The sequence below is a fragment of the Bacteroidales bacterium genome (assembly GCA_035299085.1).
Classification (GTDB): domain Bacteria; phylum Bacteroidota; class Bacteroidia; order Bacteroidales; family UBA10428; genus UBA5072.
Genome location: DATGXG010000063.1, coordinates 46,423 through 65,297, shown reverse-complemented (window position 1 = coordinate 65,297; position 18,875 = coordinate 46,423). Strand labels below are relative to the sequence as shown.

13 protein-coding genes are annotated in these 18,875 nt (G+C 41.3%); 2 read left to right on the top strand and 11 right to left on the bottom strand.

Annotated features, from left to right (window positions below):
• Positions 1-101: 101 nt before the first annotated feature.
• Positions 102-2,753 (bottom strand): ELWxxDGT repeat protein, encoded by a 2,652-nt coding sequence (locus tag VK179_20860; GenBank protein ID HLO61214.1) that lies wholly within the window; start codon positions 2,751-2,753, stop codon positions 102-104.
• A gap of 261 nt (positions 2,754-3,014) precedes the next feature.
• Between VK179_20860 and VK179_20855 the strand changes: the two genes are divergently transcribed.
• The gene (locus tag VK179_20855) at positions 3,015-7,199 is read left to right on the top strand and encodes a two-component regulator propeller domain-containing protein (protein ID HLO61213.1); all 4,185 of its coding nucleotides are present in this window, start codon (positions 3,015-3,017) and stop codon (positions 7,197-7,199) included.
• A 123-nt stretch (positions 7,200-7,322) separates the two neighbouring features.
• Here the strand turns inward: VK179_20855 and VK179_20850 are convergent, their stop codons facing one another.
• The 6 genes from VK179_20850 to VK179_20825 all read right to left on the bottom strand — a co-directional run bounded on the left by VK179_20850 (position 7,323) and on the right by VK179_20825 (position 12,476).
• On the bottom strand, positions 7,323-9,395 hold the full coding sequence (locus tag VK179_20850; protein HLO61212.1) for a leucine-rich repeat protein: 2,073 nt from the start codon (positions 9,393-9,395) through the stop codon (positions 7,323-7,325).
• Between the two features lie 123 nt (positions 9,396-9,518).
• Positions 9,519-10,016, bottom strand: coding sequence for a DUF2938 domain-containing protein (locus tag VK179_20845; GenBank protein HLO61211.1), 498 nt, complete (start codon positions 10,014-10,016; stop codon positions 9,519-9,521).
• 7 nt (positions 10,017-10,023) lie between these two features.
• The gene (locus VK179_20840; protein HLO61210.1) at positions 10,024-10,776 is read right to left on the bottom strand and encodes a DUF4386 domain-containing protein; all 753 of its coding nucleotides are present in this window, start codon (positions 10,774-10,776) and stop codon (positions 10,024-10,026) included.
• 42 nt (positions 10,777-10,818) lie between these two features.
• Complete coding sequence (locus tag VK179_20835) at positions 10,819-11,031, bottom strand: DUF5808 domain-containing protein (protein ID HLO61209.1); 213 nt, start codon at positions 11,029-11,031, stop codon at positions 10,819-10,821.
• Between the two features lie 77 nt (positions 11,032-11,108).
• Complete coding sequence (locus tag VK179_20830; protein ID HLO61208.1) at positions 11,109-11,837, bottom strand: hypothetical protein; 729 nt, start codon at positions 11,835-11,837, stop codon at positions 11,109-11,111.
• 75 nt (positions 11,838-11,912) lie between these two features.
• Positions 11,913-12,476 (bottom strand): L,D-transpeptidase, encoded by a 564-nt coding sequence (locus VK179_20825; protein ID HLO61207.1) that lies wholly within the window; start codon positions 12,474-12,476, stop codon positions 11,913-11,915.
• A gap of 152 nt (positions 12,477-12,628) precedes the next feature.
• Between VK179_20825 and VK179_20820 the strand changes: the two genes are divergently transcribed.
• Entirely contained in the window at positions 12,629-13,345 is a 717-nt protein-coding gene (locus tag VK179_20820; protein ID HLO61206.1) for an EcsC family protein, read from the top strand.
• On the opposite strand, the gene VK179_20815 is transcribed toward VK179_20820, so the two are convergent.
• The 4 genes from VK179_20815 to VK179_20800 all read right to left on the bottom strand — a co-directional run bounded on the left by VK179_20815 (position 13,346) and on the right by VK179_20800 (position 18,868).
• The gene (locus VK179_20815; GenBank protein HLO61205.1) at positions 13,346-14,134 is read right to left on the bottom strand and encodes an alpha/beta hydrolase; all 789 of its coding nucleotides are present in this window, start codon (positions 14,132-14,134) and stop codon (positions 13,346-13,348) included.
• 259 nt (positions 14,135-14,393) lie between these two features.
• Positions 14,394-15,686 (bottom strand): AMP-binding protein, encoded by a 1,293-nt coding sequence (locus tag VK179_20810; GenBank protein HLO61204.1) that lies wholly within the window; start codon positions 15,684-15,686, stop codon positions 14,394-14,396.
• A complete protein-coding gene (locus tag VK179_20805) occupies positions 15,667-17,385 on the bottom strand; it encodes a C45 family peptidase (GenBank protein HLO61203.1) in 1,719 nt (572 codons plus the stop codon). Before VK179_20805 ends, VK179_20810 begins: the two co-directional genes overlap by 20 nt.
• On the bottom strand, positions 17,375-18,868 hold the full coding sequence (locus tag VK179_20800; protein ID HLO61202.1) for an NAD(P)/FAD-dependent oxidoreductase: 1,494 nt from the start codon (positions 18,866-18,868) through the stop codon (positions 17,375-17,377). The genes VK179_20805 and VK179_20800 overlap by 11 nt, the downstream gene beginning before the upstream one ends.
• Positions 18,869-18,875: the final 7 nt, after the last annotated feature.

Genomic DNA, 18,875 nt, shown 5'->3' with positions numbered 1-18,875 from the left:
CTGAGCATGGCCGGGTATTCCGCGAACGAAATACCCGGTTCTGCTTAGTTCTGAATGAGAAAACGCTTTATGAGGAATATCCTCTTCAGGGAATCAGTTGACTACCTGGAGATGATGAGTTTCTGAGTTTTAACACCTCCGTTTCCAATGGCTCTTACAAGGTAAACTCCGTTTTGCAGTGAATTCACATTGAGTCTTGTAATTGTATTGTCAATATTGGTGCGTAAAACAATCTTACCTGTCAGGTCAATGATCTGGATGGATGTAAATGATTTGGTATCCAGTGAAACATTAACCGAGCCGGTTGCCGGATTCGGGTAAACACTCATGTCTCCCTCTTTAGGTACATCCTGAGTGTTAACAGGCTCTTCGGGCGAATATAAACTTGACCTTAAGCGGCACATCGGGTCAAAACATTTTGTAGCACAATCGCCTCCGGTGCATTTCTTACCCACTTTAATCCATGAGAAGTATGCGTTGTTAGCGTTAAGTGATGACCATCCTATTGAAAGAATAGTGTCTTCAACAGTGACTTCGAAATCTTCTACCAGATAATCACCAGGGAGGGAGACGATTTCTGCAATTACATCTTCACCGTTTGCCGTTACTTTCTGTGTTCTTGTACCCCAGTTTTCATACCAGCCGATCTGAACTACATAGTCGCCCGGTTCAACCTGGAGGTCATAGAACTGTCCTTCAGGATTTGCCTGGTAATTTGCTTCACGCATGGTGTTCCACTTATTTCCTGAGCCGGTCCAGCCCCAGCCGCCTGTCTTGTAACCCCATGTTTTACCTGCGAGTGTATCCAATCCATATGCCTGATCGAAAACAGACTGGTAAGCTCCAAGGGTATCCACGCTGTTGTCAATGGCTGATGTGGTGTTTCCAAGATCGATATGATAAAGCATTTCATTGCGGAATACAGGCTCAAGAACCGATCTTGCACCGATTAGCAGGGTGTCGATTTCGAGATGTACAACTCTCAGGGTGCTTTCAAATTTGAATCCGTCGGGACTCATCTTGGTGTGGTTAGCTTTTACATAGAAAGAATCAACACCTGTATTGGCTGTATAAATCGGAGCAGTTCCGAATGTTCCTCCTTTTGTTTTGCTGATCAGGTACAATTCGGAGTTATCATTGGGTTCAACTTTCAAAACCTTGTTGGTAAGCGACTCTGAATTGGCAATCGACAGTTTTACCTTAATGGTATCCTGGAAGTTCGAATAATCATAGAAAATTTTACCTTCAGCATTGATCTTGGGAGCGATCGTGAACTGGTAGCGGAATAACCTGTTTACCTTATTGGTAGTGAAAAACAGGGAGTTTTGCCACGATTTAAGGTTATGCGGTGTGGAACCTGCCGGATCCAGTGCATATACCAATTCAGCCTGGCTACCGAATGCGGAAGCTACAAAAAGCTCGGGGCCTCCTGTTGAAGGGCCACTGCCAACGAAATACAACAGTGAATCAACACCGTCATACTGCACCGCAGTTGTTCTTTTTGACCAGCTGCCATCATCACCCGGCCATGCATAGGCCATTAATTTAATTGTGTTGTCGGCATCGTCAAAATAGCGGATTTCAGCTCCTTCATTACCATTGCCGGCATTAGCATCGAAGCAGAGATAGCCTTTATACACGGCATAATCTTCCGGCCAGCTTGCATCGGTACCGGGATTCAAATCCTGAACCTGGTGAGTTCCTTCTGTAGTCAGGTCAGAAACACTGAATTCAACACCGTTTACACCGTTATCAGCGCGGAAATACAGTTTACCTTTCCAGCTTACAGGAAATGCAAATTGTGTATTGGTTCCGTTACCGTCGGTATCCACGTTTTTATCGAAATGTGAAAGCAACCGGGTTCCTTCAGCGGTTCCGTCTGAAATCCAGATTTGCTCACTCAGGTGCTGTACATAATTTACGCTGTCAGCTCCAGCATATTTGCGCGGAGTTTTCTGACGCCATACTACAACGGAATCGTCATGTACAAATACCCACTGGATATTGCTGCTTCCCAATGCTTCGGGTGTAACATCGAAAATTTTGCCTGTACCTTCAGAAGTACCGTCTGTTTTGTATACTTCCTGGTTTTCACCAACAGGCTCACCAATGAAATAGGCTACCTTATGCTTGTTGTCAACCTGTATCCTTGGAATTACGGCATCGCCTTCAGCCCTTGCCTGAATCTCACTTACAAGGGTTTCTTCCTGGGTCCCGGGATCAAAAATGTGAAGCCATTTTTTGCCATCGGCAGCACTGGCTACTGTAGTTGCCCTGAAAAGGATCTTACCGTCAAGAACGGTCAGCATATCAGGAGCTGATGACTCAGCGCCCGGGTAAACGTCAGCCACCATTTTGGTTCCGGCTTCTGTTCCGTCCGATTCCCAAAGCTCAACGCCATCAGTTCCGTTATCGGCCTGGAAATACAGTTTACCATTTACAGCAACAAGGTAACGGGGACTTGCATCGCCGCTTCCGGGGTTAATGTCTTTTACCATCTTAGTGCCTTCAACAGTTCCATCGGTTATATACAGTTCATCACCGCTGGCTGTGCTTTTAGCAGTAAAAAACATATTGTCCCCAATGATGACGAGCGTACTTTTAAAAGTTCCGCTTCTGTCGTCTTCCGTAGTAAGCGCAAAACCGGCATCACCTGCAGCAAGTGCCGAGGTAATATCAGTCATGCCCTTCGGGTATTGGGCCAATACCGGAAGGCTGATAACAGTTAAAAAAAGTAGAAATAATTTTTTCATAGAATAGTTTTTAGTGGTTTAGAAATAGAAAAAAGGGTTATGATACAACCATAAGAAAAAAAATCCATGGATTGACTAAGCCAAATTACTTCAAATTGGTGTGGACACTATTAAACATTTCTGTCATTCTCTGGTATAAATTTGTCAAAATAGTTTATTTACGGCTTTCTAGGATATACAGACCAGTTTCTGGTACAAATTAGTCAATTGCAGAATTGATCCTTTCATCACCCCAAAGAATTCATTATATTTGATATTCCTATGCCCATTAAACAAAATATCAAATCGTTTCTTTCCTTTTTTGCTGAAAGATTCATATGCGGTGTCCTTCTTCTGTTTCCTTTTTGTTTATCGGCTAATGAAAACCTGAAATTCGAACGGATAGATGACCGGAATGAACTGTCATCCGACTTTGTTTCAAGTATCATCCAGGATAACGACGGGTATATGTGGTTCGCCACCCTGGATGGACTGAACCGTTACGACGGCTATACGGTGAAGGTCTACAAAAACAGGCTTAACGGTGAAGCATATTTTAAATCAAATGTATTTGAATGCATTGAAGTGGCTAAGGATGGAAAATTGTGGCTGGGAACGAAATATTTTGGCATCCAGATTTTTGATCCGAAAACCGAATCCGTTACTACAATCTCAAACGATCCGACAAAGGCTTTATACATTAATGATAACCAGATACAGGACCTTCTGCGCGACAGCAAAGGCAGGATGTGGATCGCCACCTATCATGGCGTTGCCCGGTATGATCCCGATAAAAAAATAATGAAGATTTATGCCGAAGATAAACACAATCCCGGGGCTGTGCCCTTCGGCAATGTAACGAGCATTTACGAAGATTCACAGGGCAGGATACTTTTCGGAACCTGGGAAAACGGACTGTATGTGTACAATGAGAAAACCGATTCATTCAGAAATTACTATATCAGCCAGAATGTTTTTAACCTCACAAATCCGGTAAGAATATGGAGTTTTCTTGAAGATAAAAACGGATATACCTGGATCGGAACGTGGGAGACGGGCTTGTTCAAGGTGCGTATAACGGATAATTCGATTGAATATCTGAATCATTTTTACCTCGACGCCGGGAACAAAGGGAAAAACATATGTGATAATATTATTTTCTGTCTGGAACAAACGCCTGACAACTCCATCTGGGTTGGAACATCAAACGGGTTAAGTATCATATCGAATCCGAATGCAAATGATCCCGAAATAATATCGTATAATGAAGGTGTCTCCACCACTCTTCCTTCAAAATCGGAAATTTATGAAATGAAACAGGATGTTTCAGGTTCGATGTGGCTTGCAACCATGGGAGGAGGCGTGAATAAGATCGATTTAAAGCGTTATAAATTCGAATTATTCAATATACCCAGTTCAAATACCCCATTAACAAGCGAAGTAGTCTATTGCTTCTATCCGGTCAATGAAAATGAATTATTGCTCGGAGTCCGTTCACTGGTTATTGGTTTGTACAACCTGGAGAAAAAAACATTCAAAGATTACAGGAATCTTCCGGTGTTAAATGAATTCACATCGGAAAATAATTCCGTATTCTGCATCTTTAAGGATTCACGTGAAAATTTATGGTTTGGAACCCGTTACCTCGGACTTTATAAAAAGGACGGTAAAACAGGAAAGCTGCAGAACATCGTTTCAAGATATTTCTTTTCACAGGGCCCGCCGCCGTATTCGGTGAATTGCATTGCCGAAGACAGGTATAACTGCTTATGGGTCGGAACCAGCGAAGGATTGATTAAACTGGTTTACAATCATGAAATTGACAAATTCGATACGTATAAGTACTTGCCCGATAGCAGGGATCCCAACTCGATATGCGGTAAAAATATTACTTCCATTCTGATCGATTCACAGCACGTTCTTTGGATTGCAACAGAAGACGGAGGAATCAGCCGGCTGAAAAGTGATTTAAAGGATCATGCTTCGCTGAAATTTGAAACCATTAACGATTTCGGCCTTTCTAAACTCAGGGTGAGCGGCCATACAGTCAATGTGATTGTAGAGGACAATAAAAACAGAATATGGATTGGAACAGGCACAGATGGCATTATTCAATACGACCGCAAAACCAATTCCTTCAGGAATTTCCCGAAAGTGATGGAATTCACCGGCAATACGGTGTATAACCTGATTCCTGATAATTCAAACGCAATTTGGGCTACCACGAATAAGGGACTGGTGAGGCTTGTTGTCGAGAACGAGGATTTGAACATTCAGAATTTCACCGTTGATGACGGGCTACAGGGTAATATATTCAACCTTGGAGCCTCTTATAAGGACAACCAGGGAAGAATATATATCGGCGGTCTTCATGGCTTTAACCGGTTTAATCCCGAAGAATTTCAGCCCAACCTCTATTTACCTCCTGTGGTGGTAACAAAAATTGAGATCAACAATGAACCTGTTGAGGCAGAGCGAATACAGGATAACAGGCTTGTTCTTTCAAACCAGGAAAATAACTTTTCGGTCAGCTTTTCAGCGTTGTCATACTCACAGGCAAAAAACAACAAATTCATGCATAAGCTCGAAGGGTTTGATAACGACTGGATCATGTCGGATTGCAACAACCGGACAGCTGTGTATACTAATGTACCCCCGGGAAAATATACATTCCTTGTCAAGGCTGCCAATAACAGCTGGATATGGAATGAACAACCGGTTCGCCTTATCCTTGTTGTGAAACCTTCACCGTTTTTAACTAAAGTTGCAATAACCATTTACCTGTTACTTTTTCTGTCAATTATTTATATGATCTTCTGGTTCCGCATGAATAACCTGAAAATCAAACAGGCTTTTGAAATTGAGAAACTAGAACGGGTAAAGAACGAAAACATAAACGAATTCAAATTGAGGTTTTTTACAAATGTTTCACACGAGCTGCTCACTCCTTTGTCGATTATTTCATGCGGTGTTGAAGAGCTGAATGAAAAACCCGGTGTGGATAAAAACACATTGCAGTCCATCTGGATGAACGTAAACCGGCTGATAACACTTATAAAGCAACTCCTCGATTTCAGGAAGATTGAATCCGGTGATATGAGGCTGGATATCGAACTTACATATATTGATGAAGTTTTCGAAAAGCTGAAGGAGCTGTTTCAGCCACTGGCCAAGCGGAAGAACATGGTCTTCACTGTCAACGGAAAAATAAATAAGGCCATTTATTGCGATGTGGAAAAAATCGAAACGATTCTGACCAACCTGGTCAGCAATGCTTTTAAATATTCAAATGAAGGCGGATGTGTCCAGGTTGAATATTCGCTTTTAAAGACTGAGGGCAAAGAGTTTATTGAAATAGTTGTTAAAGATACCGGCTATGGTATCTCCGAAAAAGAGATCGAACACATTTTCGATCGTTTTTACCAGGTAAGTTCGGTTACGGGAAGAACATTCGGTGTGGGGATCGGCCTTCATCTGGTTAAGAACATAGTCGACCTTCACCAGGGTACAATCACCGTGAAAAGTAATAAGGAGGGCGAAGGGAGCATGTTTACAATCCGCATACCCCTGAACAAAAATTTAAAGGAAGTTAAAGATGAGCAAACCGTTTTACCCAATCATCCTGCCGGTGAATTTAAGGTAGTTCTTGATGAAATACTGGTTTCAGACGACACACCTGAATCAGAAAGCGGATTAGTGGCGGATTCGGATTTCTCGGTGCTTGTTGTCGAAGACAACAATGAATTAAGAAAACTTATAAGTAAGCATTTATCAAGATTCTATAAAATATCTGAAGCCAGGGACGGAATTGAAGGATATGAAGCCGCGTGTTCACAACATCCCGATCTGATAGTGAGTGATGTAATGATGCCCGGAATGAACGGATTTGAGATGTGTAAGAAATTAAAGGCTGATTTTAATGTGAACCACATTATGATCATTCTGCTGACGGCCAAATTCACTAATGATGACCGGTATGAAGGATACCTGGCCGGAGCTGATTCATATATAGCCAAGCCATTGGACCTGAAATTGCTGAAAGCCAGGATTGATTCGTTGAAGAAACAAAGGGAAATCATTAAAGAAAAATTCTCAGGAGGGATTGGCTCTGAATTTAATCCCGGGGGATTGTCACAGATCAATGTGGATTTTATGCAGCAGATCATCGGACTGATCACGGAAAATATTGAAGATCCGGAGTTCAACGTAACTATGATGCTCGAAAAGATCCATATCAGTCATTCAACATTATATCGCAAGATCCAAAGCCTTACCGGTATGTCACCCAATGAATTTATCCGTAACGTAAGAATTACAGAGGCTGCAAGATTGATGAAGAACAAAGACATCAGCATAGCTGAAATTGCCACCATGGTAGGGTTTAATGATCACAGTTACTTTACACGCTGCTTCAAAAAGAAATTCAATAAAACCCCGATTCAGTTTGTGGGTGAAATCAAAACGTGACAGTTATCTGACCTGAAAGAGTCGCAGACCTGTCAGAGTCGGATCATTATGCGGCAATCTGACCTGTTGGTATCTCTGACCTCATACACGGTTAGGAGACGCGATAAATCGCGTCTCTACATGCTACTCAACCACAACTTTTCTTATAATAAAACTATTTTCAACGCCAACTTTCACAAAATAGATCCCAGGCGCAACGTTTTTCATACTCAGACTGACCTGTGTTTGGTTTACATCATTCCGACAGATGATAGAACCATTACCGTTTATTATTTCAACAGACCTGATTTTCACCTGAGATTTTATGTTAAGCGTATGAATTACCGGGTTAGGGTATAGCACCAGACTGATTTCCTGGTCACCTGTTAATGTTGTTATATCTTTTACAAATACAGCTTCCAGGGCTGTATCTTTATTCACATTATAAATTACAAGCGGATTGCTTGCAGAGACTGAATCACCGGTTATACTATTTTGCCATTTCTGAAAATGATAACCCTGATTCGGTATCGCGTGGACCCCGGTTGCGTCATTTCCATATTCAACAACCTGGATCGTATCTCCTGCCAATATTCCGTTACCTCCGGAAGTAAAAATCACATCATATGAATTTATAGTAAACAGGGCTTCGTATGAAGCATCAAAATCCAATATTCTTGTAACAGAGCTTGAATCGCTGTTATTTTGCCAATTGATGAATGTATATCCGTCCCTGGTAACATCGGGTAATTCCACGGAAGCTAACCCCACATTTCCCGCAAACGCTTTCTTACCAATAAAATTGATATGATCGGGTAAGATGATGTTTCGCAAAGAATTGCCGTTAAAGGCACGGTCGTCAATTGACAGAATACCGGCCGGAAGAATTAACGAATCCAATTTGTTGTTCTCAAAAACTCCAATACTCAGGTTTGTCATGTTTTCGGAAAGCGTTACCCTGTTAATTAAATTATTAGAGAATGCAAAAGTTCCGACAGAATTGATTGTATTATTAAGGAATATACCGGATAACTGATTATCGGCAAAAGCACAACTACCTATAGAAATAACAGTTTCAGGTATATAAATGCTGTCCAGTAAATTGTTCTGAAAAACGCATGATTCCAAATGAGTAAGACTTCCCGGTATCCGGACATATTTGAGTACATTATACTGAAAGGCATTGCCTCCAACTGAATTCAAATTCTCAGGCAATTGAAGCGTATCGATCAGATTATTCATAAACGCCCCGGAACCAAGGGATACCAGAGAATTTGGCAGAGTTATTTTTTTGATATGGCAATAGGCAAAGGCATTGAAATCAATTGATGTGATTCCTTCAGAAAAATTTACTTCGATGATTGTCCGATAATCAAAGGAGGCGCCCGGAATGGTATTAATTGCAATTCCGTCTATTTCATGCGGAATAATAATTTTCGGGTAGCTTCCTGAATAATCAATAATCTGGTCATTGTTAAACTGCACATCTTTTGTGGTCAGAATGTGAGGCGGGATATCGGCAAAATATATACCTGAAAAATCCGTGATTGAATTTCCTTCATTATACACATTACCTTGTAAATCCCTGTATGCGGTAAATCCGGGGTTCATATTGGTTGGAAGAGTGACGGATGTAAGGCTTGAGTAACCACCGTCCTGGAAACAATTCTCATCGATTAACCGGATGTTACTGTTTTCTTCAAATTCAACATGCTTTACATTATTATGCTGAAAGATACTTTTACCCAGGTAAGCTACACTTTGAGGGATAACAACACTGTCAATTGAGTTGTAGCCAAAAGCGCTGCTGCCGATATATTCAATGTTAACCGGCAACGTAATTTTGGTCAGGGAGCAATGTTCAAATACACCGGCGTTAATTTTCAGAAGACTGGCCGGAAAGTGGATTTCAATGATAGGATTTGAACCGAATGAATACGCTTTAATTTCTTCAATACCTTCGGCCAGGGTTAATTTTGTAATACCTTTTGATGAAAACACATTGTAACTGATACCTTTTACATTCTGTCCGTCAAGCACCGCGGGGATATTCAGTTCTCCTGTTCCCCAATCCGAAGAAGCAGTGTTACATTGAGTAATAATGCCATTTTCGACTGTGACATCACTGTCCTGGATGGTGTATTGTGCGCTTGCGGCAATTGTGAAGGCTATTACAAAAGTAATAACACTGATCAGGTTTTTGTAAAATTGGTTCATTTTTGAGGTTTATAGTGGTCAATATTTTTTTTAAACGAGACTTTCAAGTAGTCAGTTTCATTTAAGCTAAAATCGACCTCTATAATAATTAAGCAACATGAAGATTTTTGCGATTCGGCCTGGTTAATACAATTTGAAGAAATATTTCGCCACACTCGCAAAAAGCCAAATGCCCAGTCCAAAAAAGAAGTGGGTCATGAGACTTTTGAACCTCGCTTGTGCAGGTATGGGAGTTTTTGATGAAGCAAGGCCTAATCCCAGCGAAGGCTGCAAAACAAATAGGGGAAATACGACTGTACAGATACCGTATAACAGGGCTGAGAAAATAGTCAACCTGATCCAATTCAGGATCACGAACAGAACAAAGAAAACTGTAAGTGAAATCCCAATGCTGTAATGGGCCAGCCATCCAATTGCACACTCATAGGACTTTGGTTGGGCCATTTTTATATTATCATGAATGAATTTACCATGAGGCATATACAATATCCAACGCCCCAGCAGGCAAAAATCAAGTGACCGGATATTGAAACTTCGTTTAAGGAAAAGGTTCCAGAGATCAGTGAACAACGTTGCGCCAAAACCTATGCATACTGCAGCAAGAAAATGACGATAATTCATAAGGGGATCAGCTGATTTTTGAATCAAGCAACGGAGATGAGCTGAAGCCCTTGAAAATGGAATAAAAAGTGATTGAAAGCTCCCAGATGATTTCAAGTGCTGTAAAAGCAAACAAACCCGGACTCAGGGGTTTAAGTACATCAAATAACACCATTATTCCTCCCAGGAATGCCAATGGACCTCCGATAAGTCCGATTAACGCTAAACGTTTTGGGACAGCCCCTGATCTATACATAAGATATCCCAGTAGCATGCCGTTACCAAAACCGGAGCAAAACTGGGGTCCAAGGAGGAATGTCCAGTCGTGAAAAGTAACGAATAGTTGCTTTGTCATAAGCAAGTCGTGTGTATCACCCCCTGAAATGAATCCGGCCCGGAAACTCATAACTGACATCAGACTGATCACACCTGTAAGAATCAGTAAGGACTCTACTGTCCGCGATGCCACATAACCGAGAGATACCGATTCACTGACACGTTTGAAAACCGGGAAAATAACAACAGCAGTGGCGATGTTACAAATGGCCAATAATATTTCGAATAACGCACCTATTGAAATCCGTGTGTCAAATCCGCCGAGAACAAGGTATTCATTGCTTTTAAATAATGGATCGTAGAAAAACAGGGCAGGTATGGAAAACACAAAAGTACCTGCAAAAAATAATCCAAAGACCAGCGAGGTTTTACGGGTAGTATTAATGGGGTTTGGTTTTAATGGTTTGGAAAATAGGGATTTGAAACTGAATTTTATTAGAGACAATTCAGTTTTAATTAAGTTCAATCTATTGGAGTAGCCCCGGCCTTAAGCGAAAAGAACCACCAAACCAATAAACAAAACAACTCCAATCAGGATTAAATACGTGAATGGATTGGCAAAATTGAAAGTCCAGCCGGAGTTCCGAAATCTTTTAGGAACAAGGACTCTTGAATCTTTTGAATTGAAATAGAAGAATACTAACCTGTAATTATCAGGATCATCTCTCAGACTATCGCGTTGGAAATCGTTGAATTTCATGCAATTTTTATTAAAAAGAAGTCGAAAGAATAATATTTACTCAGAACAGGGATGTTCTCATAAAAAAGAATAAAAACCTAATTGTATACTGAATCTTTTATTTTGATGTTGCTTTTTTTTAAGTATTCCTTATATGAATCATCTTGTTTTTTCCACCAATCAAGCCATAACTTTTTATATAGAATAGCCTGATCGTCTGAAACCCTTTCCGGAAAACTGTACAGAAGATAATCCCAGGATGATTCTGTTTTAACAGGCGCATCTTTGAGATGGTAAGTGTTCAAGGCTTTTGTTATCGCCCAGCAATTTGTTTTTACCGAATCCATGATATTCAAAAGAACCGGAATATCAGATTCTTTTGGGTCTCTGTTCAATAATGACATTATCAGAGGCTGGAGACTATCATATTTCACTAAAAGGCTTAGAAGCGCCCGGCGTGCTTGTTTATTGGAAAATTGTTCATATGTTCTTCCTGCTATTCTGCAATTAATCCCTATTAAGTGCAATGTATATATAGCCGGTATTCTGGATTCAATATTTGTTGTATCAATAAAATCAATTAACGGTTTTATTGCCCTTTCAGAATACACGGCAATTGAAAACATTAAATCATTATATCCGATCCAATAACCTTTGTAGGTTTCATATAATTGGTTTTTGTATCTTAATTGGGGTATTAAACTATCCACAGGAGTAATACTGTCCAATTTCATATCGATATGTCCGCCCTCTACAGGAATAAAATAAGCTGAGAAGCGGATTTTATTTTCTTCCTGTCTAACAGCATTCGAATTACAGCCCTGCAAAAAAGGAATGCAAAAAATTAAGAATACTCTTATTAACTCACACGTATATAAAGATAGTTGACGCATTCAGATTTATTACTTCCGGATTTCTATCACCGTATTTTTGTTTATATACGGATAAATTTCATTCACATCTTTATTTTTTAACGAAATACATCCCAGCGTCCAGTTATATTTCAAATCAATGAGGTAATCCATTCCTTTTGGAACGCCATGGATGCCCACGCTGCCACCAATCTCAGCATTTTTTGGAATCGTACCGTTCTTTTTTGCCTCATTATGTTTTCTCCATGAATCCTGGTTCGGGTAATTGATCCAGATGAATTTTGACCACTCCTTGTGCGGGTATTTCGAGATGATATTGAATTTGCCTTCCGGAGTGCACTTATCGCCCTGCATCAATTTATCCTGGTTGTCTTTTTTCCCGAAAACAACCGGATACTCTTTGATTATTTTTTCATTGCTGCAGATATAAAGCCTGTAATCCGATTTATCGATAAGGATTGAAATGGTGTTCTTGTCGATTTTAAGCGAGTCAATTATCCTGGATAATGATAAATCATGATTAACAACATTTCGGCCCTGAGCGTTGCATGCATAGGCCAGTAAAAGAATAAAAATTTTAAATACTGACTTCATGAGGTCGTTTGGGTGAATTGACCGTTGGGTGTTTGTAATTCGAATATAAACATTATTCCTGCTTAATATAATTTCTCAATTCAAATATTAGTATCGCTAACTTCGTTTTAAGCGACCCTGAAACAAATGCAAGCGCCTTATGTTCTTTCTGCATGGATCAGTATACCAAAGATGCAATTGCGGAAATGAAGAGATGGCAAAAAGCTATGATGCGTAAACCATCCATCCTGGGCAGAATGTCAAAAAGTATCCAGGACCGTATTAATAAATGGATACCCGAAAAAATTCATAAAGCAATAACCACAACGCTCAAACAAATGGTTCGAGTTGTGTTGTTCGGTGCTACCTACACCACTTTTAAACAACCCGATGAAAAATCTTTGGAATTGCTAGAAAAAACTGTTATCAAACGAACCGAGTTCTATCGGACAACAGCTGCTGTTGAAGGCGGAATCACCGGTGCAGGAGGGTTTTTGCTCGGACTTGCCGACTTTCCGATTTTAATCGGTATAAAACTGAAGTTATTATATGATATCGGCTCAATATATGGATTTGATATAAAAAACTACAAGGAAAGAATATATATCCTCCATATTTTTGAACTGGCTTTTTCAAGCGACATTCACCGCAAAAATGTCTATTTAAAAATGGCAGATTGGGATAAAAAAAGCGCGAAACTCCCGGATGACATACATGAGTTTGATTGGAGAACATTTCAGCAGGAATACAGGGACTACATAGACCTGGCTAAAATGGCCCAACTGGTTCCCGTTATCGGGGCCCCTGTAGGTGCCATTGTTAATTATAAGCTGATTAAGAAACTGGGCTTTACGGCAATGAATGCGTATCGCATGAGGTTAATCGGATAGTCACCCTCTTAAATCCATATCATTCAAAACTTGTTCGAGTTGCCTGTTGAATTCATCAGGTTTCTCAAGCATCGGGTAATGGCCGGTTCCCATAATGGTTGTGTAATTAAAATCATTGAAGTATTTGCGGTTGGATTCAAGGTTGGTGGGACTATAGTCGGAATTAATTGCCCTTACCGGCACCATGACTTCCTTTGCCAGGGCACGGATATCCGCTTTATATAACGGTTCAATGACTTTAATGGCCATGTCACCTTTGTAATTGAGAAATTCATCCTGAAGCCTTCTTTGAACACCGGCAGGTGTTGTTTCTACGAACAGATACTTTGGTATTATATTTTCAACGGCCGCTTTGAAATCTTTCCTGTAATTACTGAACATGAAATCCTCTGCCTGGTCATAGGTTATAAGCTGATCCAGGTCTCGCAATGTATCAACCAGTATTATGGCTATTGTTTCAGGGATAATCAACGAAGCCTGGATGACATAGGCACCCGACATGGAATGACCTATCAGAATTATTTTCCGGGCATCGATTTCATCGGCAACAGCTTTTATATCCGCAGCATATTGCTCTGATGACCAAAGCTGCCTGTTTTTAGCCGATTGTCCATGTCCTGCCAGGTCGATCTGAACGACTATGAATCTCTTTGCAAAATAATCACATTGACTGTTCCACCAACCGGCGTTTCCAAGCCAGCCATGCACAAAGAAAAGGGCAACTGAGCCGGTTCCGGTTATCCTATAATGGATTCTCACACCATCTCCGGACAAAACTTCTTTATCCATGATTGTGGTTAATAATTAGTAGTTTACATAAGTAACAATTTATATGAAGTCAAGTTGTGTTGAATTCTGCAAAATCAGTCTTTGCAGGGTCCTTCCTGTGCCGGCAGATTGCTTCGTCACGTTAAATTCTAACTATAATCATTTATTAATCAAGCTCCTCGCAATGACGGGCTTTTAGCATCCAACATCCAGCATCCAGTATCCAGTATCCAGTATCTACTCCCTGCTCTCCTCTCTCCTCTCTTCTCTCACCTCTTCTTCACCTCCTGTCAATCAACTTCACAGGCTTGCGGCTCATGGGGGGTTGTTGCAGGCTGCTGATATAATCAACGGTTTCAAAGGAGATGGATGGCGCTACCCGCAATTTGGCCCGGAAATGATCTTTTATCGTTTTCTCAAAACTTTCGGAATGATCGTTAGAACCCACCCGGATCAGGATCTCATCCGTTCCGATCTGGTTTGTATATACTTCAACCACATAATTTTTCACTCCTTCAATATTCTCAAGAATATCATACAAAGCGGGCGGATACAGAGTAGTGCCCTTGAATTTGATCATTTGCTTTTTACGACCTAATACCGGTCCTATACGTATTGTATTTCTTCCGCATTTGCAGGGCTCTGTATGACACTGGGCGATATCGCCTGTTTTAAACCGTAACAGCGGCATGCCTTCCACACCAAGTGTTGTAATGGTTACCTCACCCGGTGTCCCCGGTGAAACCGGATTGTCCTGCTCATCAAGAAATTCAACGATGATCAGGTCGGGATTATGATGCCCGCCCACTCCATGCTCACACTCAGTAAACGAGGTAGCCATTTCAGTTGAGGCATAGGTTGAATACAATTTCAATTCGGGCCAATGCCCGGAAATTTTTGTTCCCAGTGTATTGTAGGTAAAATCAGTGTTGCGGATTGAATCGCCTATACATATGGCTCTTTTTACACCTGATTCCCTGTAATTAATACCATGCTTTTCAGCATAATCAATAATGCTTACAAGAAATGACGGCACAGCCACCAGGGTGGTTGGCTGAAAACGAAGTATGGAATCCCACTGCAATTCAGGAATACCGTTACCCACTCTTATCATGGCCGATTTCAGCATCCTTGATCCCAGGAAATATGCAAGTCCTGCCATAAATCTCCTGTCGATTGTTGTCATTAGCTGGAATACGTCATTGCTCGTGCAACCTGCGATTTTAAAACCCAGGTATTCATTATAAGCTAGCCTGTTCAAATCATTGTCAGTCATTGCGAAAACAACAGGATCACCAAGGGTACCCGAAGTGGTGATATAATCCACTATTTTGTTTTTTTCGACGCATACAAAATCGTTACCGTGAATCTGAAGATCTTCTTTTGTTGTTAATGGCAGAAGACGCAGGTCTTCCAGCGTTTTAATTTTTTCAGTATCGATTTTGTGCCTTTTGAAAGAGGCATTGTAAAACTTTGAATTGAGCTTCAGGTATGATAGAAGTTTCATCAGTTCCTGTTCCTGGAAGCGCCTGATTTCCTCAGGACTGCCGGTTTCAATGCTGCGTTTGACCATTGTGAACCTTTTTTCTTAATTTTTGAGAACGTTCAGTAAGCTTTATCTTTTCATCCAGTCCGGGCAAAATCTTCCGTAGTGCCGTTTCGGTATATTTCAGCGCATCAGCATAATCACCTGTTTTTTCGAAATAGGATGAAAGATTTACATATTCCTGGTAGAACTCAGGATTTTTTGTTTCATATTCATCAATGAACCCTTCCGGCAATGGCTCTTTATTTTTTCCGTAAGTTCTTAATTCGGCCGACATTTTTCTGAAATCAATGAATTTCATGTAATCAGGTGAATTCAGGAATGTATCTGCAGGAATTACCCTGTTTTCCAGAGCAATCTCATGACATGCACTTACCGGTGATTTTTTACTACCGAAAACTTCATGAAGGTCATATGCGACGTATTGACCCAACTGCCAGGGCGAAGTGGAAACCCAAACGAGCAGGCTGTCGGGTTTAAAGATTACCGAATGATGGGCAATCAGCTGGTTAATCGAAAGCTGGTTACCCATCCCGGCGTTCCTGTCGCCCATTACCCGCTGGTCACGCAAAACCGCTGCCACATCCGATTCGTTCATTTTCTCATGCCTTTTCAGCAGTTCTTCCACCCTCTGATACCGCATGTAGGAATCCGAACCTTTAATATTTTCAATATTATCCTCGTCGTTGGCAAAAGCATCACTCTGAAAATGATTGGAACAGATAATCTGGTTTCCTGTTGAGCGGAAAAGAGATGTTTTCAGAGGCGATTTCTCAATGATAGCCGTACTATGATCTTTTGCTGACCCGATCATCAGGGATTCTGAAACAAACAGCTTACGCCTTTTTGCAATGGTATAAGCCTCATCAATTGTTGATGCATATTGCAGGATTTCCCTGGCCAGCAGGGTAACCGGCGTTGCTGCCTGCTTTGGAACCGATGAACGGGATGCATTCAGAGTTATGGTAAGGCCTTTTTCGTTCATTCCGGATACAACACCGATCAGATCGGCCCAGGTGATCATCATAAACCGGTTGCCTTCGGAGGGATTGACAAAACATACGATTTTGTTTTCAGCAAATTTATCGCCCATGTAAAAGTCAAAGTTCCGACCCACCAGCAGGCAGGAATCCGATGCTTTTGCATCCCACACCGAGAATGATGTACATCCTACGAGGTTAAGGCCCTGTAAGGCATGGCCAATGTCGTGAGCGGCATGGTAATTCAGTTGTCGCTGATATCCGCTGCCGATGAAATCGTATTCAGGAGCACAGGCAAATGATGTACCGTAAATTTCATCCTTGTATTCTTCGGGTATACTTTTGTCCAGGTTCCGGTTAAAGAAAGCGGTGAAATATTTCAGAACCTTCAGATACCGGTCGGAGGGTACAAGTTCCCTGATCTGGTCAAAGAATGTGGTTTCCTGGTAATAGAGCAGCTCCTTTGTAAGCTGGCCAAATGCCGCACCCCTTTCAAAAGGCTTACCTTCAAGGTAAACTTCCCACAAACCACTCTTGCTCTTATGCATCCAATTGTTTCCATAGACCCAGGTTGTTGAATCGGGATGTTGTCTTTGAATGGAAAGGCTTGATTTGTCAGCAATATGCGGGGGACGGTCAACAGCCACAATGGTAAAGTAGATCACAAGGACTACAATTAGCACCAAAAATCCGAGCAGGACCCTGACACCGGTACGGCGGAAGAATGTTTTCTTTTTAGCACTCATTGTACAGCTTATCCATCAGGTATTTTTTGCCCAGAAGTTCAGAACAGGTAAGGAAAGAACCAATGGTTACCCCCACTACACCGTGTACATTGGTGTTCTGACCGGTGAGCAAAAGATTTCTCAGGTGTGTGCGGGGTAAAATTAATGTTTTCATCGGGTTTTTGTAATCCTTTTGAATGCCATAAACTGATCCCTCCCACGTACCTGTGTAATCACGATAGGTTAGCGGTGATGAAGTATAAATTGCACGAACCGCCTGCTTTATTCCGGGAAAATCTTTTTCTACCTGGTTCATCACCAGTTCCGATTTGTGCTTTTTGAAATCACGGTATGAATCGCCCCTGTTTTCAACGGTTGTATTAAGCCATGGCATCATTTCTTCCCACCGCATAATAGTGTTTACAATAATTCCATCCGTATGGTCGGGATTTTCAAGGCCTGGTGAAAAATGAATCATATAACCGCCGGGCCAGGTATCTTCTGTGTAATGAAAGTCATTCCACAGGTCTTTCACCTGGTAGCAGAAATAATTACGGTTCCTGTAAGGAAAGGCATTTGCTTTCATCGCAAGGTAAACAGTAAACATACCATACGTTTCTGTAATGCTTGCTATACGGTGTTTATAGGCTGCCTTGAATGCATTCTCATCGAGGAGTTTTAACAGGGTCTTTGGATGAATATCAGAAATGTAATTCGTTGCTTCAATCCGCTCTTCATGGTTGATTTCGAGTGAGGTCACCCTGCCCCCTTCATGATAAATCCGGGTCACCTCGGCCTTTGGAATGATTGTGCCTCCGAAAAATTTTACCGAATCAGCCAGGCAGTCGCTCAATTGAGAGCCTCCGCCGAGGAAACGGTAGGCGCCTTCGATATAAGAAGAATGAATGACAAGCGGGACGTAAATAGGGGATGTTTCCTTCATTCCGCCATAAAGGGGAGCCAAACCCGCCAATACGTTGCGTAAGACCTTGTTTTCCGTTATTGACTCGAGGAATTCGGCTATGCTGATACCGTAATATTTAAGATAAGCAGTGTTTGACGTGGTTATGTTTTCGAGGTTGTACATATCCACCGAGTCGCGGATTTCTTTAACCATTGAAATGTAAGTGTCAATAGACTTTGCCTCACCGGGGAACTGATCAATCATGGTATCCCTGAAGCGCTCATAGCCCATTGCAAATTTATAGTCTGTGCCGTCATAGCGGATTATATCATAGCCATCCTCATCAAGGCGCTTCAACTTCAGCCTTGAATTCAGGTCGAAATAGTTGAACAACCGGTTTAATACCCGGCCTTCATCCATTCCGCCGATATAATGCATGCCGGTGTCGAATACAGTGCCGCATCTCTTGAATGTCTGCAGGCATCCCCCGAGCACCCTGTTTTTTTCGAGTACGCAAACATTATATCCTTCCTTCGCCAGGATGTAAGCACACTCGAGTCCGCCTAATCCGCTTCCTATAATAGCTATATCATATTTCATAGTTTTC